The organism is Devosia sp. Z6_126, from assembly GCF_058133495.1.
Genome location: NZ_JBYUNO010000001.1, coordinates 157,595 through 172,051, shown reverse-complemented (window position 1 = coordinate 172,051; position 14,457 = coordinate 157,595). Strand labels below are relative to the sequence as shown.

Annotated in this window: 17 protein-coding genes, 1 tRNA gene and 1 pseudogene; 11 read left to right on the top strand and 8 right to left on the bottom strand. The window is 63.8% G+C overall.

Annotated features, from left to right (window positions below; all coding sequences use genetic code 11):
• Window positions 1-9: 9 nt before the first annotated feature.
• Entirely contained in the window at window positions 10-1,017 is a 1,008-nt protein-coding gene (locus AC3YOG_RS00885; RefSeq protein WP_489933718.1) for a glycosyltransferase family 2 protein, read from the top strand.
• On the opposite strand, the gene AC3YOG_RS00880 is transcribed toward AC3YOG_RS00885, so the two are convergent.
• The 6 genes from AC3YOG_RS00880 to AC3YOG_RS00855 all read right to left on the bottom strand — a co-directional run bounded on the left by AC3YOG_RS00880 (window position 1,005) and on the right by AC3YOG_RS00855 (window position 6,693).
• On the bottom strand, window positions 1,005-1,784 hold the full coding sequence (locus AC3YOG_RS00880) for an O-antigen ligase family protein (RefSeq protein WP_489933717.1): 780 nt from the start codon (window positions 1,782-1,784) through the stop codon (window positions 1,005-1,007). The two genes, AC3YOG_RS00885 and AC3YOG_RS00880, sit on opposite strands and share 13 nt — an antisense overlap.
• 456 nt (window positions 1,785-2,240) lie before the next feature.
• Window positions 2,241-3,230 (bottom strand): glycosyltransferase family 2 protein, encoded by a 990-nt coding sequence (locus AC3YOG_RS00875; protein ID WP_489933716.1) that lies wholly within the window; start codon window positions 3,228-3,230, stop codon window positions 2,241-2,243.
• 40 nt (window positions 3,231-3,270) lie between these two features.
• Window positions 3,271-3,936 (bottom strand): sugar transferase, encoded by a 666-nt coding sequence (locus tag AC3YOG_RS00870; protein WP_489933715.1) that lies wholly within the window; start codon window positions 3,934-3,936, stop codon window positions 3,271-3,273.
• Window positions 3,937-4,289: 353 nt separating this feature from the next.
• The gene (locus AC3YOG_RS00865; protein ID WP_489933714.1) at window positions 4,290-5,228 is read right to left on the bottom strand and encodes a glycosyltransferase family 2 protein; all 939 of its coding nucleotides are present in this window, start codon (window positions 5,226-5,228) and stop codon (window positions 4,290-4,292) included.
• Window positions 5,225-6,379, bottom strand: coding sequence for a glycosyltransferase family protein (locus tag AC3YOG_RS00860; RefSeq protein ID WP_489933713.1), 1,155 nt, complete (start codon window positions 6,377-6,379; stop codon window positions 5,225-5,227). The genes AC3YOG_RS00865 and AC3YOG_RS00860 overlap by 4 nt, the downstream gene beginning before the upstream one ends.
• 128 nt (window positions 6,380-6,507) lie before the next feature.
• Window positions 6,508-6,693, bottom strand: a complete 186-nt coding sequence (locus AC3YOG_RS00855; RefSeq protein WP_489890671.1) for a DUF3606 domain-containing protein — start codon at window positions 6,691-6,693, stop codon at window positions 6,508-6,510.
• A 163-nt stretch (window positions 6,694-6,856) separates the two neighbouring features.
• On the opposite strand from AC3YOG_RS00855, the gene AC3YOG_RS00850 reads away from it, so the two are divergent.
• A complete protein-coding gene (locus tag AC3YOG_RS00850; RefSeq protein ID WP_489933712.1) occupies window positions 6,857-7,531 on the top strand; it encodes a dienelactone hydrolase family protein in 675 nt (224 codons plus the stop codon).
• Window positions 7,528-8,022, top strand: coding sequence for a hypothetical protein (locus AC3YOG_RS00845; protein ID WP_489933711.1), 495 nt, complete (start codon window positions 7,528-7,530; stop codon window positions 8,020-8,022). Before AC3YOG_RS00850 ends, AC3YOG_RS00845 begins: the two co-directional genes overlap by 4 nt.
• 52 nt (window positions 8,023-8,074) lie before the next feature.
• On the opposite strand, the gene AC3YOG_RS00840 is transcribed toward AC3YOG_RS00845, so the two are convergent.
• A tRNA-Thr gene (locus AC3YOG_RS00840) sits at window positions 8,075-8,149 on the bottom strand.
• 397 nt (window positions 8,150-8,546) lie between these two features.
• On the opposite strand from AC3YOG_RS00840, the gene murA reads away from it, so the two are divergent.
• Window positions 8,547-9,839 carry a UDP-N-acetylglucosamine 1-carboxyvinyltransferase gene (murA, locus tag AC3YOG_RS00835; RefSeq protein ID WP_127752091.1) on the top strand — a complete coding sequence of 431 codons (1,293 nt, stop codon included), beginning with the start codon at window positions 8,547-8,549 and terminating at the stop codon, window positions 9,837-9,839.
• 51 nt (window positions 9,840-9,890) lie between these two features.
• Here the strand turns inward: murA and AC3YOG_RS00830 are convergent, their stop codons facing one another.
• Window positions 9,891-10,394 (bottom strand): hypothetical protein, encoded by a 504-nt coding sequence (locus AC3YOG_RS00830; protein WP_489933710.1) that lies wholly within the window; start codon window positions 10,392-10,394, stop codon window positions 9,891-9,893.
• A 175-nt stretch (window positions 10,395-10,569) separates the two neighbouring features.
• On the opposite strand from AC3YOG_RS00830, the gene AC3YOG_RS00825 reads away from it, so the two are divergent.
• The 7 genes and pseudogenes from AC3YOG_RS00825 (at window position 10,570) to yacG (ending at window position 14,426) form a co-directional block, all read left to right on the top strand.
• Window positions 10,570-11,001, top strand: a complete 432-nt coding sequence (locus AC3YOG_RS00825) for a DUF2948 family protein (RefSeq protein ID WP_172122514.1) — start codon at window positions 10,570-10,572, stop codon at window positions 10,999-11,001.
• A 15-nt stretch (window positions 11,002-11,016) separates the two neighbouring features.
• On the top strand, window positions 11,017-12,309 hold the full coding sequence (hisD, locus tag AC3YOG_RS00820; protein WP_489933709.1) for a histidinol dehydrogenase: 1,293 nt from the start codon (window positions 11,017-11,019) through the stop codon (window positions 12,307-12,309).
• Between the two features lie 8 nt (window positions 12,310-12,317).
• Window positions 12,318-12,791 (top strand): annotated as a pseudogene (locus tag AC3YOG_RS00815) (UPF0262 family protein); the annotation flags it as partial.
• Window positions 12,789-13,277 carry an arsenate reductase ArsC gene (locus AC3YOG_RS00810; protein WP_282567579.1) on the top strand — a complete coding sequence of 163 codons (489 nt, stop codon included), beginning with the start codon at window positions 12,789-12,791 and terminating at the stop codon, window positions 13,275-13,277. The pseudogene AC3YOG_RS00815 and the gene AC3YOG_RS00810, both read left to right, overlap by 3 nt.
• Window positions 13,278-13,353: 76 nt before the next feature.
• Complete coding sequence (gene infA, locus AC3YOG_RS00805) at window positions 13,354-13,572, top strand: translation initiation factor IF-1 (protein WP_127752095.1); 219 nt, start codon at window positions 13,354-13,356, stop codon at window positions 13,570-13,572.
• A 9-nt stretch (window positions 13,573-13,581) separates the two neighbouring features.
• The gene (locus AC3YOG_RS00800) at window positions 13,582-14,220 is read left to right on the top strand and encodes a Maf family nucleotide pyrophosphatase (protein WP_172122516.1); all 639 of its coding nucleotides are present in this window, start codon (window positions 13,582-13,584) and stop codon (window positions 14,218-14,220) included.
• Window positions 14,220-14,426 carry a DNA gyrase inhibitor YacG gene (gene yacG / locus AC3YOG_RS00795; protein WP_489933708.1) on the top strand — a complete coding sequence of 69 codons (207 nt, stop codon included), beginning with the start codon at window positions 14,220-14,222 and terminating at the stop codon, window positions 14,424-14,426. Before AC3YOG_RS00800 ends, yacG begins: the two co-directional genes overlap by 1 nt.
• Window positions 14,427-14,457: the final 31 nt, after the last annotated feature.

Here is a 14,457-nt window from a genome sequence, read left to right as displayed (position 1 = left end):
TGCTTGCCCGTGAGCGACAGCACGCCTGAGGCCAATGCGAGCCAGCGGGGCGGGGGCCTGGCCGGCGGCGTCTGCGTGATCATTGCGGCCAAGGATGCTGCCGCAACCATCGGGCGGGCGGTGCGCTCAGCGCTGGCAGAGCCGGAAGTGCGGCGCGTCGTTGTGGTGAATGATGGCTCACGCGATGCCACTGGTGAACTCGCCCGGCGGGAAGGGGCGGGGACGGATCGGGTTACGGTATTGCGGCTCGAGCAGAACCGGGGGCCGGCTTATGCCCGCAACCTCGCCATCCAGAGCAGCGACGAGCCGTTCATTGCCATTCTTGATGCCGATGACGCCTTTTTGCCCGGCCGCTTCGAGCGCCCGGCGCAGTTCAAAGGGGCGTGGGATCTGCTGGCCGATGACATCGCCTTTGTGGCCGATCCTGAGGTCGTCCTCCCCGAACGTTCGATCGGGGAGCCGTTCTATCTAGGTCTGGCGGCGTTCGTGGCCGGCAATCTGGCGCGGGCGGGGGTGGACCGGGGAGAGTATGGGTTCCTCAAGCCTGTGCTGCGGCGCGAAACGCTGCTGCGCACCGGCTGCCTCTACAACCCCGCGTTGCGGCTGGGTGAAGATTATGACCTTTATGCTCGTTTGCTGGCCCGCGGCGCCCGCTTTGCGGTGGTGCGTTCTTGCGGGTATCGGGCGCTGGTGCGGCCCGATAGCTTGAGTGGGCGCCATCGCACCGTTGATCTGCAACAATTGGTTGAGGTGGACGCGGCGCTGCTGCGCGATCTAAACCTGCCGCCAGCGGCCCGCAGCGCCCTGCTCGTGCATCTTCGCGAAACGCGGGCCAAGTTCGAGCTCCGCTGCTTTCTCGATACCCGGCGGCAGCAGGGCCTTGCGGCAGCTTGCCGCCAGCTGGGGTTGAGGGGACCCGCTTGGGCTGCGGTGGCCGGCGGCATTGTTCGCCACAAACTTGCCGCCGGGCAACGGCCGCGTGAGCCGGTGAGGCAGGGGGTGCGTTACCTGCTGTAACGCAGAGGGCTGCGGCGGGGAATTTGAGACGCGGCGCGGATGGCGTAAACCAGGGCCAGCAGCACCACCACGGTTTGGAAGCTGAACTGGTAAAACACCTGCACCTCAACCATGGAGGTGCAAAGGATCATGGTCAGGTAACCGGCAAAGAACGCGTTGGCGGCAGAGGGCGCGCGCAGGCTCCAGCGCAGGGTGAGGATGAAGGCCGTTGCCAGCAGCACCACCTGGAGAGCGACGCCGACGATGCCGATCTCGACGGCATTGGACAGGTAGGTGTTGTGGAAATTGAAGCCACTGCGGCTGCCGATGCCGAACTGGGCCCACAAGGCTTCGGCAGGCGCAAAGCCATGCAGCCAGAAGGCCCGAAAACCCATACCGAACCATGGCCGTTGGCTGATGAAATCGAGCGCAACCGCCCAAAGCTCGGTGCGGCCGGTCAGGGTAACGTCCTTGCCCGAACTCTCGAGCACGAGCTGCATGATCTCGTTCCAGTATGCGGCGATCAGCAGGGACATGGCGGCAGCGAGCATGAGGAGGGCGGCGGCAAGCACCACCCGGTGCGTCGGAGCGAACCAGCGCATGAGCTGCACAATCATGATCAAGGCTGCTCCCGGCAAAACCACGATGATGGCCCCGGCCGATTGGGCCAGCACGATCAGCGGCAAAGCGAGCAGCAGCCCGGCAGCGTTCCAGCGCCGAGCCGGCCCGGTCGCCAAGGGTGGCGAGAGACGCCAGGAGGAAGACGGACACCGCAGCGGCAAAGGCATTCTTGCTGCCAAAAATGCCGACCCAGGCGCCGATATCGGCGCGTACGCGGCCAAACAACACGCTGGCGATCATGGTGAGGAACATCACGACAAAGATTGCACGCAGGGCAGAGCGCGGCGGCACCCGAACGGCAATGGTGATGGCAATGATGACCGTCAACCAAAGCTGGATGGCACCGCGAAAGGAGTCAGGGGGCGCTTCGGACCACAAGGTCGATGCCGAGCAATAAAGCGGCAGCAGCAGAATAAGCCAGAAGCGCAGGAGGCCCTGGATGTTGTGCTGCACATTGCTAAGCACCAACACGCCGCCGCAGCCCAGGAACAGGAGGATGGCCCGGCTACCCAGCAGCGGATCGAGTTGCAGAGCGCCGAGGCAGATCGCGCTCAACAGGGCGGCGAGATTGAGGCGCATCTGCCAGCCAGGGCTGAGAGCGCGAGGGGAATGGACTGCGAGCGTCATGGCGACAGCTCAACCGAATTGGACGAACGGTGTCCCCCTCGGGCGAGCCGTTCGCGCGCAGAAACAGCCAGGCGGCGGATGAGAGCCGGTTGGCGCAGCACCGCACTGGCGGCGGGGGCGAACCGGCGCTGCTTGAGTGCCTCGACCAGGTGTTCATAGGCCAGTTGCTCGCTCAAGATCTGGCGCCGGTGCTCGAAGGCAGCCCGGATGCCGGGAGATGTTGCAGCGTAAACTCGCGCAAGGTCATCATGGCTCTGCAGCATGGCGCGCGCAGTATCGATCGACAGCCGATGGGAGAGGGACGCGCTATGCCGCCGGTAATGATAAAAGCTCTGCGGCGTGACGCAAAGCCTTGCCCCCTCCAGCACCAGGCGCAGCAGCAGTTCGTAGTCCTCCCCAATGCGCAGCTGTTCGTTGTAGCGCGCGGTCTTGGCGAACTGGCGCCGTATCATCGGCTTGAGATAGCCGAACTGGACGCCGGCTCCGCGCGCCGCCGCGCGTTCCGTGATCAGCATTTCGGGCGTGATGCTGGTTGGTTCCGACAGTTCCAGGCCGCCGAGCAAGCGGTGATGCGGCGCTGCTCCCTCCATAAAGAACGCCAGGTCGTCGGCGACAATGTCGGCCTGAAAGGCACCGGCCAAGTGCAGCAATTGCGCCAGTCGGTCGGGCTCGATCAGGTCATCGGCATCCACAACGGAAACCCATTCGCCCCGTGCTGCGTCGAGACCCGCATTGCGTGCGGCTGCCGGCCCGCAATTCTGTGCCAGGGCAAGCAGCCTGAGGCGAGCATCGCTCGCGGCAAGGGAGCGGATGATCTCGACGCTGTTGTCACGCGAGGCATCATCCACCACGATTAGTTCCAGCTTGGCATGACTCTGGTCGAGCACCGATTGGATAGCGGCGGCCAGAAAGGGTGCGCCACAGTGATTGGCCATGACGACGCTGACCAGCGGCTCACACCCCGATTGCACAAGGTGCCCGGTCACCGGAGGTCCCGCCCCATGGGCCGGAGACCACTACCGAAACTCACCGGCTGCCCTTGCGCACGAGCACGACGACGAGCGTGCGCAGCAAAATGCTGAGATCGTTGTGCATCGACCAGGTGTGGACATAGTGCTCGTCGAGCGCCACGCGGCTGTTATAGTCCAGATCGCTGCGGCCGCTGACCTGCCAAAGCCCGGTGATCCCCGGCCTGGCGCTCCAATAGGCCGAGATCGCGTCGGCATAACGGGGCACTTCGGCCTGAACGATCGGCCGCGGCCCGACAAGGCTCATCTCGCCCTTGAGCACATTGATCAGTTGCGGCAGCTCATCGAGGCTGGTGATCCGCAGGAATTGACCGAGCGGCGTGATGCGGGGGTCAGCGCAAAGCTTTTGGCTGGCGTTCCATTCGGCTCGGGCCCCCGGCGAGGCCTCCAGATGGCGGGCAAGCACCTCGGAGGAGTTGACCACCATGGAGCGGAATTTGAGACAGCGGAAGCGCCGCCCCTTATAGCCGATCCGCTCATGGGCGAACAACACGGGACCAGGATCCCAGGTGGCGATCATCATTGCAATGATGAGCATGGCCGGCAGCGCCAGGAACAGCAGGATGGCGGCGGCGCCTATATCGAAACTGCGCTTCAGCTTGCCCCCGCGCGGCAGTTCCGAGAACGACGGAATTCGGGAAACATCAGAATTGACCAGCGACATTCGTGCCTTGCCTCAACCATATCGACGCGACCCCAGTCCGGATTGCTTCCGTGGCGTGCTCCACCGGCGGCCCGTCTCGCCCAAGGCGGAATGAACGCGCTGTTGGCACCAGGCAGAAAGTAATCCTCGAAGACAGGGTAATATGCGTCCCAAGCCGCGAGTTAACAAAACATGAATGAGGAAGATAAACAATGCCCAGAACGCATATGGTCTATGCGTAATTCTGGTCAACCAAGTTCATTACGTTGTTTTCTGCATATGAATAGTACAACTACGTATAGTATTGGTGAAGTTGCGGATACTTGAACTGAGTAAAGGCGAGCGGGTGAGAAGAGGGTCTCGCATTAGCCTTCTCAGGCGCCGTAGTGACGGGCCTGTCTGGTGCCGAAAAGGCCTCCCACGACGCCCAGATGCAGCACGCCCCGTAGCAGGTTCTTGCGCCAAGCTATGGGCGACCACGCTGTTGCGAGGGTAAGTCCCAAGCACAACGCCGCCTTGGCGCTGGCGAGCGCTACCGCTCGCAACCGGTTCTCGCCGGTTGCGAGCAGCCGCGCTCCATAGGTCTGCCCGGAGCGAAAGCGGCGCCCGACGAGCCAGCCTAGGCCGGTGCGGCTTGCCGGAACGGGCTCATAAACCCAGGCCTCGGGCGCAAAGGCAATGTGGCCGCCCGCGTCGGTGAGGCGGTAAAAGAACTCGGTATCTTCGCCACCCGTTTGCCCCAAGCCCAGGTCAAAGCGCATCGACTTGACGGCAGCGGTGCAGCGCAGCAGGACATTGCAAGTATAGCCGGTGCGGATCCCGCCCCCGGTTTGAACCGGCAGGGTGGAATGAAAATCACCCACGCGCTGCCAGGCGGGCACCGAAGGCTCGTAAAGCGCTCGCACCGGGCCTAGCACCACATCGGCCTGGGTCTGCCGGGCAGTTTCCAGAAGCGCTTTCAACCAGCTCGGCGAGACCAGTTCATCATCATCCACAAAGGCGACGAAATCGGCATCGGCGTGCTCGAGGCAGGCATTGCGCGCCAGCGAGATATTGGCCGAGGGGACATGAAGGTAGAGCAGGGAAAAGGGAAAATCGGCGCGCTGCGCCTCCACCAGGGACGCTGCCGATGCGACCGCATCATTGTCGGCGACCAGCACGCGGATCTGGGCGCCGGTAGCATCGATCGCGGCGATCGAACCCAGTGTTAGGGCAAGGTGCGGTCGCCGGAAGGTGCAAACACAAATATCGACACTTGTTGAAGCAGCCGGCGGGCTGTCGACAGCGGGGACTTGTGCAACAGCCTCGCTCACGCCAACGCCCCCGCTGCCTGCGTCTCGGCGCTGCCAAGGCTCGCCAGCCTCGCTACCAGCGCGCGGCAGTCTTCGGCTCCATGGGCGAACTGGGTCGGCTCCGCCTGCGCAACAGCAGCCGCCAGCCTCTCCATCCGCTCGGGCGTCAGTTGGGCCACCATATTGTCGAGGGTCGCGGCTGCAATATCGGGCACAACGACGCCGAGGCCGTGGCGCTGGAGATAACCGGCCGTTTCCGTGCCGGCCACGGCGATGGGAATGGCGCCAAACAGGCAGCCTTCATAAAGCCGGTTGGGCAGCAGCCAGGCCGAGTTCTGGCCTTCCTCGAAGAAATCGATCGCCCAGCTTGCAGCCACCTCGGCATAAATCTGGGGCAGTTCGGCGGCACTGTAGGGCCCGAGAAAGCGCAGATGGGGGTGCTCGGCAATCTGCGCGAAGAAATCGCGAAATTCCCTCAGCGCGGGCTGGCCGCGAAGCACGACCTCCACCCTGCCGTCGCAGCGATCGCTTAGGGCGGCGAGCGCATCCAGGGAGCGCTGGCAGCGTAGCGCCCCGAACCAGCCGATCCTGATCACCCCGTTCGGGCGCATTGGGCGCGGGGCTGGGGGGATGGTGCCCTGGGTCAGCAGCACCTTGTTTTCGAGGAGCAGGGTGGGAAGACTGCTCTGCGCATCAAAATAATGGCGCAGAAAGCCGGGAGAACTCGTGATCAGCAGCGCTGCAGTGCTCGACCAGTGCCGCTCCGCTGCGCGCAAGCTGCGCCCGAGCCAATCCTGGCGCAGCAGCAAACGATGGATGTCGAGGCATTCATAAACCAGCTGGGGCTGCCGGGCCCATCGGTTTTGCAGCCGCCCCGCCAGGGGCAGCATTTCGAGATTGCGGGCAATGATAAGGTCCGGCCTGGGCCAGTTCGCCAAGCGGCTGGTGATGCGCAGCAAGCCGCGGAAGACAACTGCGAGGCGTTGCGTAAACCGGGCGTCGAAAGTGTGTCCGAGGCAAACGCAATGCTGCACATCGAGCTCGGGCACTACCGCGCCGCCGCGCAGAAAGCCGGCAACGGAAACCGTTGCGCCGCCCGCGCGCAACATGGCAATGCGGCGTGCCACCGCCGGATCGGCCAGGTTGGGAACGAGATAAACGATGCTCGGCATGGCGCGGTCTCCCGCAGCAGCACTATTGCAGGCAGCGCTCCGCACAAGCGTTCAAACGCTTAGGGAGTGCTCCGAATAGTGGCGCGGGAGGTCGGGTCCTTGCCCCTGGTGCGGCCCTTCTAGCCGGGCTAGTTGCCCTGTTCGAGCTTCTGCTCGACCTTTTTGCGGCTATTGCCGACTTCCTGAACGGCTTCCTTCACTTCCTCCTGGGATACGCCTTCCTTGCGGGCTTCATAACGAACCTCATGGTCCTGCCCGCCAGCAACGCGTGCCCGGTCCTGGGCGCGCCCACGCGCGGTGTGTTGGTTTGACATTGCAGTCTCCTTGCTCCGTTAACCCTCCTAACGCGAGGGGTGGCCCCATGTTTCCACGCCAGCAACGAAGGGCTCCAATCGCCGGCTCACGCGTTGAGTGCAATGGCGCCGCCGGCTGCATCTGGCCGACATTGCGCCACGGGCGAGGCAAGGGAGTGATATTGTGGGCCAAACCATTGAACTGACGGCGAGCGACGGCGCGCGCATTGCGGGTTACCGGGCTGATCCCGAAGGGCCCGCCAAAGGCGGCGTCGTAGTGATCCAGGAGATCTTTGGCCTCAACCATCATATCCGCGCCGTGTGCGACCGCTTTGCGGCGCAGGGTTACCTTGCCGTGGCACCGGCCATGCAGGATCGCTGGGCCCCCGGCTTCGAGGTCAACGATTACGGCCCCGAGCAATTCGCCAAGTCGCGGGCCTTCTTTGGCAGCTTCCGCCCGGAGCAGGGTCTTGCCGATGTGGCCGCCGCCGTTGAGGTGGCAAAGGAAGCGGGCAAGGTCGGCATCACCGGCTATTGCTTTGGCGGCATGGTGACCTGGCGCGCCGCGCATGCGGGGCTCGCGCTTGCCGCGGCCTCCGGTTTTTATGGCGGCGGCATCCCCAATTACATTGATCTGGCGCCCACCATCCCCATCGAAATGCATTTTGGCGATCGCGACACCGGCATTCCTCTCGAGCAAATCGAGCAGTTGCGCGCCCGCTATCCGCAGGTGCCGGTATATTTGTATCCAGCGGGGCACGGCTTTTTCAACGATGAGCGGCAGTCCAGCTATGACGCGGCGAGCGCCGCAACGGCGTGGCAGCGGACGCTGGACTTTTTCGCGCAGCATCTGCAGTGAGCAACGGGGAAGCCATACCCGCGCCCGGTGGAGCGCGGGAGCAGCTCGCCGCCCACTGGCACCTGCTGCAGCGCGACTTTGCCGCAAGCCAATGCGCACGTCTGTCGCTGCGCAAGGCCTGGCTCGTCGCGGTGCTGCTCGATCATGTGCCCGACCGGATATGGGAGGCCTGCGTCGAGGCGGGCGCGCCATTGCCGCATGGCGCCCCCGATTTTCCCTCTTATCGCGCCTGGCTGCGCTCCAGCGCGCCGGCCTTGGCCGATATTTTCGCTCTGGTGGCGCTACAGCCGGACGGCCCACGCCTCGAACTGCTCCCGGTCGCCGTGCCGGCCGAAGCGCTCCCCGTCGAGGACTTCATGATCAGCCTTTACAACGACAATCACATCCAGCAGCTGATGCTCACGACGGCCGCCGGCGCCATCCCGGCCCATGACCGGCTCGCAGCCGCCATGGAAAGCCTGGGCAAGGAACTGGACTTGGTCCGCCCCTGATCCGGCAGGAGCCCGGGTCACGGCGAAGATACGTGATGTAGGGGAAGAAAACTGGTGCTGCCGGACAGGATTGAACTGTCGGCCTCCCCCTTACCAAGGGGGTGCTCTACCACTGAGCTACGGCAGCATTGGGTGGTTGCGGGGCAGTGCCCGGCGACCGCGGCTCTACTGCCATAGGCCTTGGCTCGACGCAAGGCTAAAAAGCTTTTATAGGCAAGCTTCACTCGTGTTGATCACCATGACCAAATCCACCCAAGCCCTCCAACGTGAGCAAAGATTGGCCGCAAAGCTGCGTGAGAATCTCAAGCGCCGCAAAGGTCAGGCCAAGGCTCGGGCCGATGCGGACACGCAGGCGCCCCCTTCTGCGCCGGCAACACCGCCGGTCAAGGATCCGTAAACCATTTTCAGGCGAACTATCTTGCCTGTTTCCACCGGTGCCGGCCCACAGGCTCTCGCTTCGAGGCCCGGGCAGGCACCACGCTCGCTTCCCGGGGTTTGCGCCCCACACCCAGGATTTCTCCCAAATGGATCGCATTCGTCTGGTCGGCGGCAATGAACTGCGGGGCGAAATCCCCATCTCGGGCGCGAAAAACGCCGCCTTGCCGCTGATGATCGCCTCGCTGCTGACCGATGAGCCGCTGGTGCTGCAAAATGTGCCGCGCCTTGCCGACGTCAAGCAGCTCGAGCGTATTCTCGAGAATCACGGCGTCGATATTGCCGTGCATGGCCGCCGCCGCGGCGAGGAAGACGCTGTTGGCCAGCGCATGACGTTCCTCGCGGCAGATATCGTCGACACCACGGCCCCCTACGACCTCGTCAGCAAGATGCGCGCCAGCTTCTGGGTGATCGGCCCCTTGCTGGCTCGCTGCCACGAAGCGCGGGTTTCACTGCCCGGCGGCTGCGCCATCGGCACGCGCCCCGTGGATTTGTTCCTGTTCGGGCTCAAGCAGCTTGGCGCCAGCATCGATATCGACGACGGCTATGTGGTCGCCCGCGCCCCCAAGGGTGGCCTACGCGGTGCGCATATCGTTTTTCCCAAGGTTTCGGTTGGCGCCACCCACACCATCCTGATGGCAGCCACGCTCGCCAAGGGCACGACGGTGATCGAAAATGCCGCCCAGGAACCCGAGATCACCAATGTCGCCGAGTGCCTCGTCGCCATGGGCGCTGACATCACCGGCATCGGCACCCGTACGCTGACCGTGGTCGGCGTCGACAAGCTCCATGGCGCCACCGTGGATGTGATTCCCGACCGCATCGAAACCGGCACCTTTGCCATGGCCACCGCAATGACGGGCGGCGATGTGCTGCTGCGCGGCGCGCGCGCCGAGCACCTGCAGTCAGCCTTGGGCATTCTGGGCCAGACCGGCTCGGAGATCATCATCGAGGACAAGGGCATTCGCGTGCGCCGCAACGGCAACGGCATTCAGCCCGTGGATGTGGAAACCGATCCTTTCCCGGGTTTTCCGACCGATCTGCAGGCCCAGTTCATGGCGCTGATGACCATGTCTACCGGCGTATCCAAGATCCGCGAAACCATCTTTGAGAATCGCTACATGCATGTGGCCGAGCTCGCCCGCTTCGGCGCCGATATCCATGTCGATGGGCAGGTGGCGACCATCACCGGCAAATCCCAGCTCAAGGGTGCCCAGGTCATGGCGACCGATCTGCGCGCTTCGGTGTCGCTGGTGATCGCCGGGCTCGCTGCGCGCGGGGAAACGGTGGTGAACCGCATTTACCATCTGGACCGGGGTTTCGAACGCCTCGAAGACAAGCTCAGCCGCTGCGGCGCCGAGATCGAGCGCATCGCGGGCTAACTGACGGGGGCCGGTTCTGTTGTGAATCGGCCCTATTTCTTGGCAAGTGCCTCAGCGGCAGGAGGCCACATCCACCAGGGCGTCCCGCTCGCGCGGGCCAACAACGCTCACGAGCTCGATCCGGAATGGCTTGCCAGATAAGGCAATTGCCGTGGCGCGGTGATTGCCGTCGAGGATGAAGTGCTCGCTTGGCGCGAACCGGTAGGTCGGCAGGTCAAGCTGGAGTGGCCCCGGGCTGCTTGCCCACTGCGCCACGAAATACTCGACGCTCGCCCGGTGCTCGGCCGGTATGCGGGCGAAGTTCTCCACCACATCGCCCATCCGCATCTGCTGCGAGGCCAGCCAGTGCAGGAAATGCGGCATGATCCGCCCGAGGCTCTTGCGGAAAAATGTATGAAAGCCGAGCAGCTCCTGGCGATTGGTCAGAATCCGACGCTCAATGGGCCAGCGTTCGGCGGCGAATCGCTCCCAGTTCAGCCCAACCGTGATCTCGGGAAACTGCTCCCGGTAATCTGCGGCGGTCAGCTCGGGAGGTCGGAGCAGCGTTTGAGTCATAGTCGATTTGTATTTGTGACAATAACGTGACGCAAGAGCTCTGCCGCGCCCCGGCAATGCTCCGGGCCAGCACAGCTTTTCTGAGGGTGGTGACATTGCCCGCGAGGGGGCAAGCTTGTAGATCAGCTAAAGGGTGCCCAGATAGGCGTATTCCCACCCATACAAGGCTTGCCCCATGACCGATCTGAAGCTCCTCGCGCTTGATAGCGAAGATCTGGAAGTGATTTCCGCCCATGTGCAGGATGCCGTGGTGCGGGTCAGCGACATGGGCTATGCCCGCGCCGATCGCCGCTTCGCCCTGCTGATGAACCGCTTCGATTGGGAAAGTGCCGATGCCCGCGGCAAGGGCTTGCGCAAGCGGGCCGGCCTGCACTTCGATAGGGTCAGCCATGTGGCGATTGCCGGTTTTGATCCCAATGCGCGCGATGGCGTCCTGGAATTGCTCGCCGTCACCTTTTCGGTTACCGACGATCCCGCTGGCATTGTCGAACTCAGCTTTGCCGGCGGTGGCACGGTGCGACTGACGGTGGAGTGCCTTGAGGCCCGGCTGGCTGATCTCGGCGCCGCCTGGGCGGCCGCTGCCAAGCCAGCCCACAGTCTCGAGTAACCATAAGGCCGCCTGATGCCCCTTCGCCTAAACACTGCCCATTTGGATTTTGAAGCGCAGTTTGCCGCCCTGCTGGGCGGGAAGCGCGAAGCCTCGGTCGAGGTGGGCGATGTTGTTGCCGGCATCATTCGCGATGTGCGCACTTCAGGCGATGCGGCCGTGGTGGAGCTGACCAATCGCTTCGACAAGGCGGGCGTAACCGCCCAGACCCTGCGCGTCACCCCCGAAGAAATAGACGCTGCCGCGGCCCAGGTGAGCGCCGATGTGGTGGCGGCGCTGCAAACCGCCCATGACCGCATTCGCTCGCATCACGAAAAGCAGTTGCCGCAGGATCATGTCTACACCGACGCACTGGGCGTAACGCTCGGCAGCCGCTGGACGGCCGTAGACGCCGTGGGCATCTATGTGCCGGGTGGCCTGGCCTCCTATCCTTCCTCGGTGCTGATGAACGCCGTACCGGCGCGGGTGGCGGGCGTCGAGCGCATCGCCATGGTGGTGCCCACGCCCAACGGGCAGCTGAGCCCCTCCATTCTGGCGGCAGCGCGCATTGCCGGGGTGTCCGAGATTTATCGTGTTGGCGGTGCCCAGGCCGTGGCCGCTTTGGCCTATGGCACGCCAACCATCGCCCGGGTCGACAAGGTCGTGGGTCCCGGCAATGCTTATGTCGCGGCGGCCAAGCGCCAGGTTTTCGGGCAGGTCGGCATCGACATGATCGCCGGCCCCTCCGAAGTGCTGGTGATCGCCGACGGCTCTGCCAATCCCGCCTGGGTAGCGGCCGATCTTATTGCCCAGGCCGAGCATGGCGGCGGTGCCCAATCCATTCTCGTCACCACCGAGCCGGACCTGGCCGACACGGTTGCGAGCGAAGTGGATCGCCAGCTTTCCTTGCTGCCCAAAGAGGGCCTGGCGCGTGAAGGCTGGGACGAATTTGGCGCCATCATCGTCGTGCGTTCGCTCGGCGAAGCCGTGGAACTGGCCAACCGCATCGCTTCCGAGCATGTGGAACTGGCCGTCGACGATCCGCAGGCGCTGGTGCCCCGCATCCGCCATGCCGGCGCGCTGTTCCTGGGCCATCATACACCCGAGGCTATCGGCGATTATGTCGGGGGCTCCAACCATGTGCTGCCCACCGCCCGCTCGGCGCGCTTTGCCTCGGGGCTGGGGGTGCTCGACTTCATGAAGCGCACCTCGATCCTGGGCTGCACGCCGGGTTCGCTCGCGGCGCTTGCTGAGCCCGCCATAACCATTGCCAATGTGGAAGCACTCGAAGGACACGGGCGCTCCATCGCTATTCGGCTAAACCGTTGAGCATTTCGATGGAGCTACGATCGGCAAGCGCGGAAACGGACCGCCTCGTGACGGTCACGCTCGATCCCAACACCATCACCTCGATCAATCCCGACGAGGTGCATGAATGGCGCATTGCCATCTATGACCTCCTGGAAGACAACAGCTTCCGCCCCGCCCGAGTGGATGCTGTTGGCCCCTTTGCGCTGCATATGTCGATCATCGGCAACTATATCGTGCTCGATGTGCGCCACCCCGAAACCTTCCAGCCCATTGCGGCCCATTACCTGTCGCTGACCCCGTTCCGCAGCCTGATTCGCGATTATTTCCGTATTCGCGACAGCTATTACGAGGCGATCCGCTCGGCCCAGCCCTTCCAGATCGAAACCGTCGACATGGCGCGTCGCGGCATGCATGACGAGGCCGCCGAACTGCTGCGCACCCGGCTCCGCAACAAGCTGATTCTCGATCTGCCCACCGCGCGGCGCCTTTTTACCCTTGTGTGCGCCGTCCAGCCCTATGCCAGCCGGATCGACCAGCGCAAAAGCGAGCTGCCGAGCGTTTTATTCGTGTGCTCGATGAACTCGGTACGCTCACCCATTGCCGCTGCGCTCGCGCGCCAGCTATTCCCCGGGCGCCTGCTCGCCCGCTCGGTGGGGGTGAATGGCGGGGTGGCCGACCAGTTCGTCCATGAGGTCATGGCCGAAATCGGCATTGATATGTCGGTGCACACGCCCCATATCCTGGATGAACTCGTCGCCAACCGCTTCGACCTCGTTGTCACCCTTTCGGATGACGCCCCCGGGGCCGTGGAGCGCAAGGGCCTTGAGGCCAATGAGGTCCAACATTGGCCCCTGGCTGATCCCTCCAGTGTGGAAGGCAATCGCGAGACAGTTCTTGGGGCCTATCGCGAGCTTCGCGACAGCCTGCGCCGGCGCGTGCGCGAGCAATTGGAGCCACTGGTTTCCGGTGGTTCACAAGTCCCTTGAATTCCGTTAGGTTGCGCGCAATTTCAGGACCCCGGCCGGCAGAACCTGCCCGCTGGGTTTCTTTTCAGGAGTTTTCATGGCGAAAGAAGAAGTCCTTGAGTTTCAAGGCACCGTAGTAGAGCTGCTTCCCAACGCGACCTTCCGGGTCAAGCTGGAAAACGATCACGAGATCATTGCGCACACTTCGGGTCGTATGCGCAAGAACCGCATTCGCGTGCTCACCGGGGACAAGGTGTTGTGTGAAATGACCCCTTATGACCTCACCAAAGGCCGCCTGACTTTCCGCTTCCGGTAAGGCCATTTGATGGCCACCCGTCCGGAACTCATTCTGGCATCTGCCTCGCCCCGGCGTTTGGCTCTGCTCAATCAAATCGGCATCGAGCCTGAGCACCTGGTGCCCACCCATGTCGATGAAACCCCCGAGAAGGCCGAGTTGCCGCGCAAGCTGGCAGCCCGTTTGGCTGATCTCAAGGCACTGACTGCCCAGCACAAGGCCCGCACGGCCGGCTTTGGCGGCGAAGCCTTGGTGCTGGCCGCCGATACGGTGGTGGCGGTGGGCCGGCGCGTCCTGCCCAAGGCCGAAACCATGGAAGAGGCTGCCAATTGCCTCAGCCTCTTGTCGGGCCGCTCGCATCGCGTCTTCACCGCGATCACCGTGCTCACCCCCGGCGGGGCCAAGCGCCAGCGCATTGTGGAAACGCGCCTGCGCTTCAAGCGCCTGTCGGTGCGCGAAATGGAAGCCTATCTCGCCAGTGCCGAATGGCAGGGCAAGGCCGGCGGCTACGCCATCCAGGGCATCGCGGGAGCTTTCGTGATTAAGCTCTCGGGCTCCTATTCCGGGGTTGTCGGGCTGCCCCTGACGGAGACCGCCGCGCTGCTGGCTGGCGAGGGCTATCCCGTGCACTTCAACTGGCTCAACAAATCCAGCCATTCAGGCGTGTGATGGCCCGGTTACCCACAACCAAGCCCTGTCCCATCTGCGGCAAGCCGCCGGTGGAAAAATTCCGCCCCTTCTGCTCGGCGCGCTGCGCCGACGTGGATCTCAACCGCTGGTTTACCGGCGCTTACGCCATCCCGGCCGAGCCCATTGGCGATGGGGAAGTGGGCGCTGGCGTGCCCGACGGCAGCGAGGAAGACGACGAGTTCTAAGCCCAAGACACGATTTGGTTTTCCACACGCT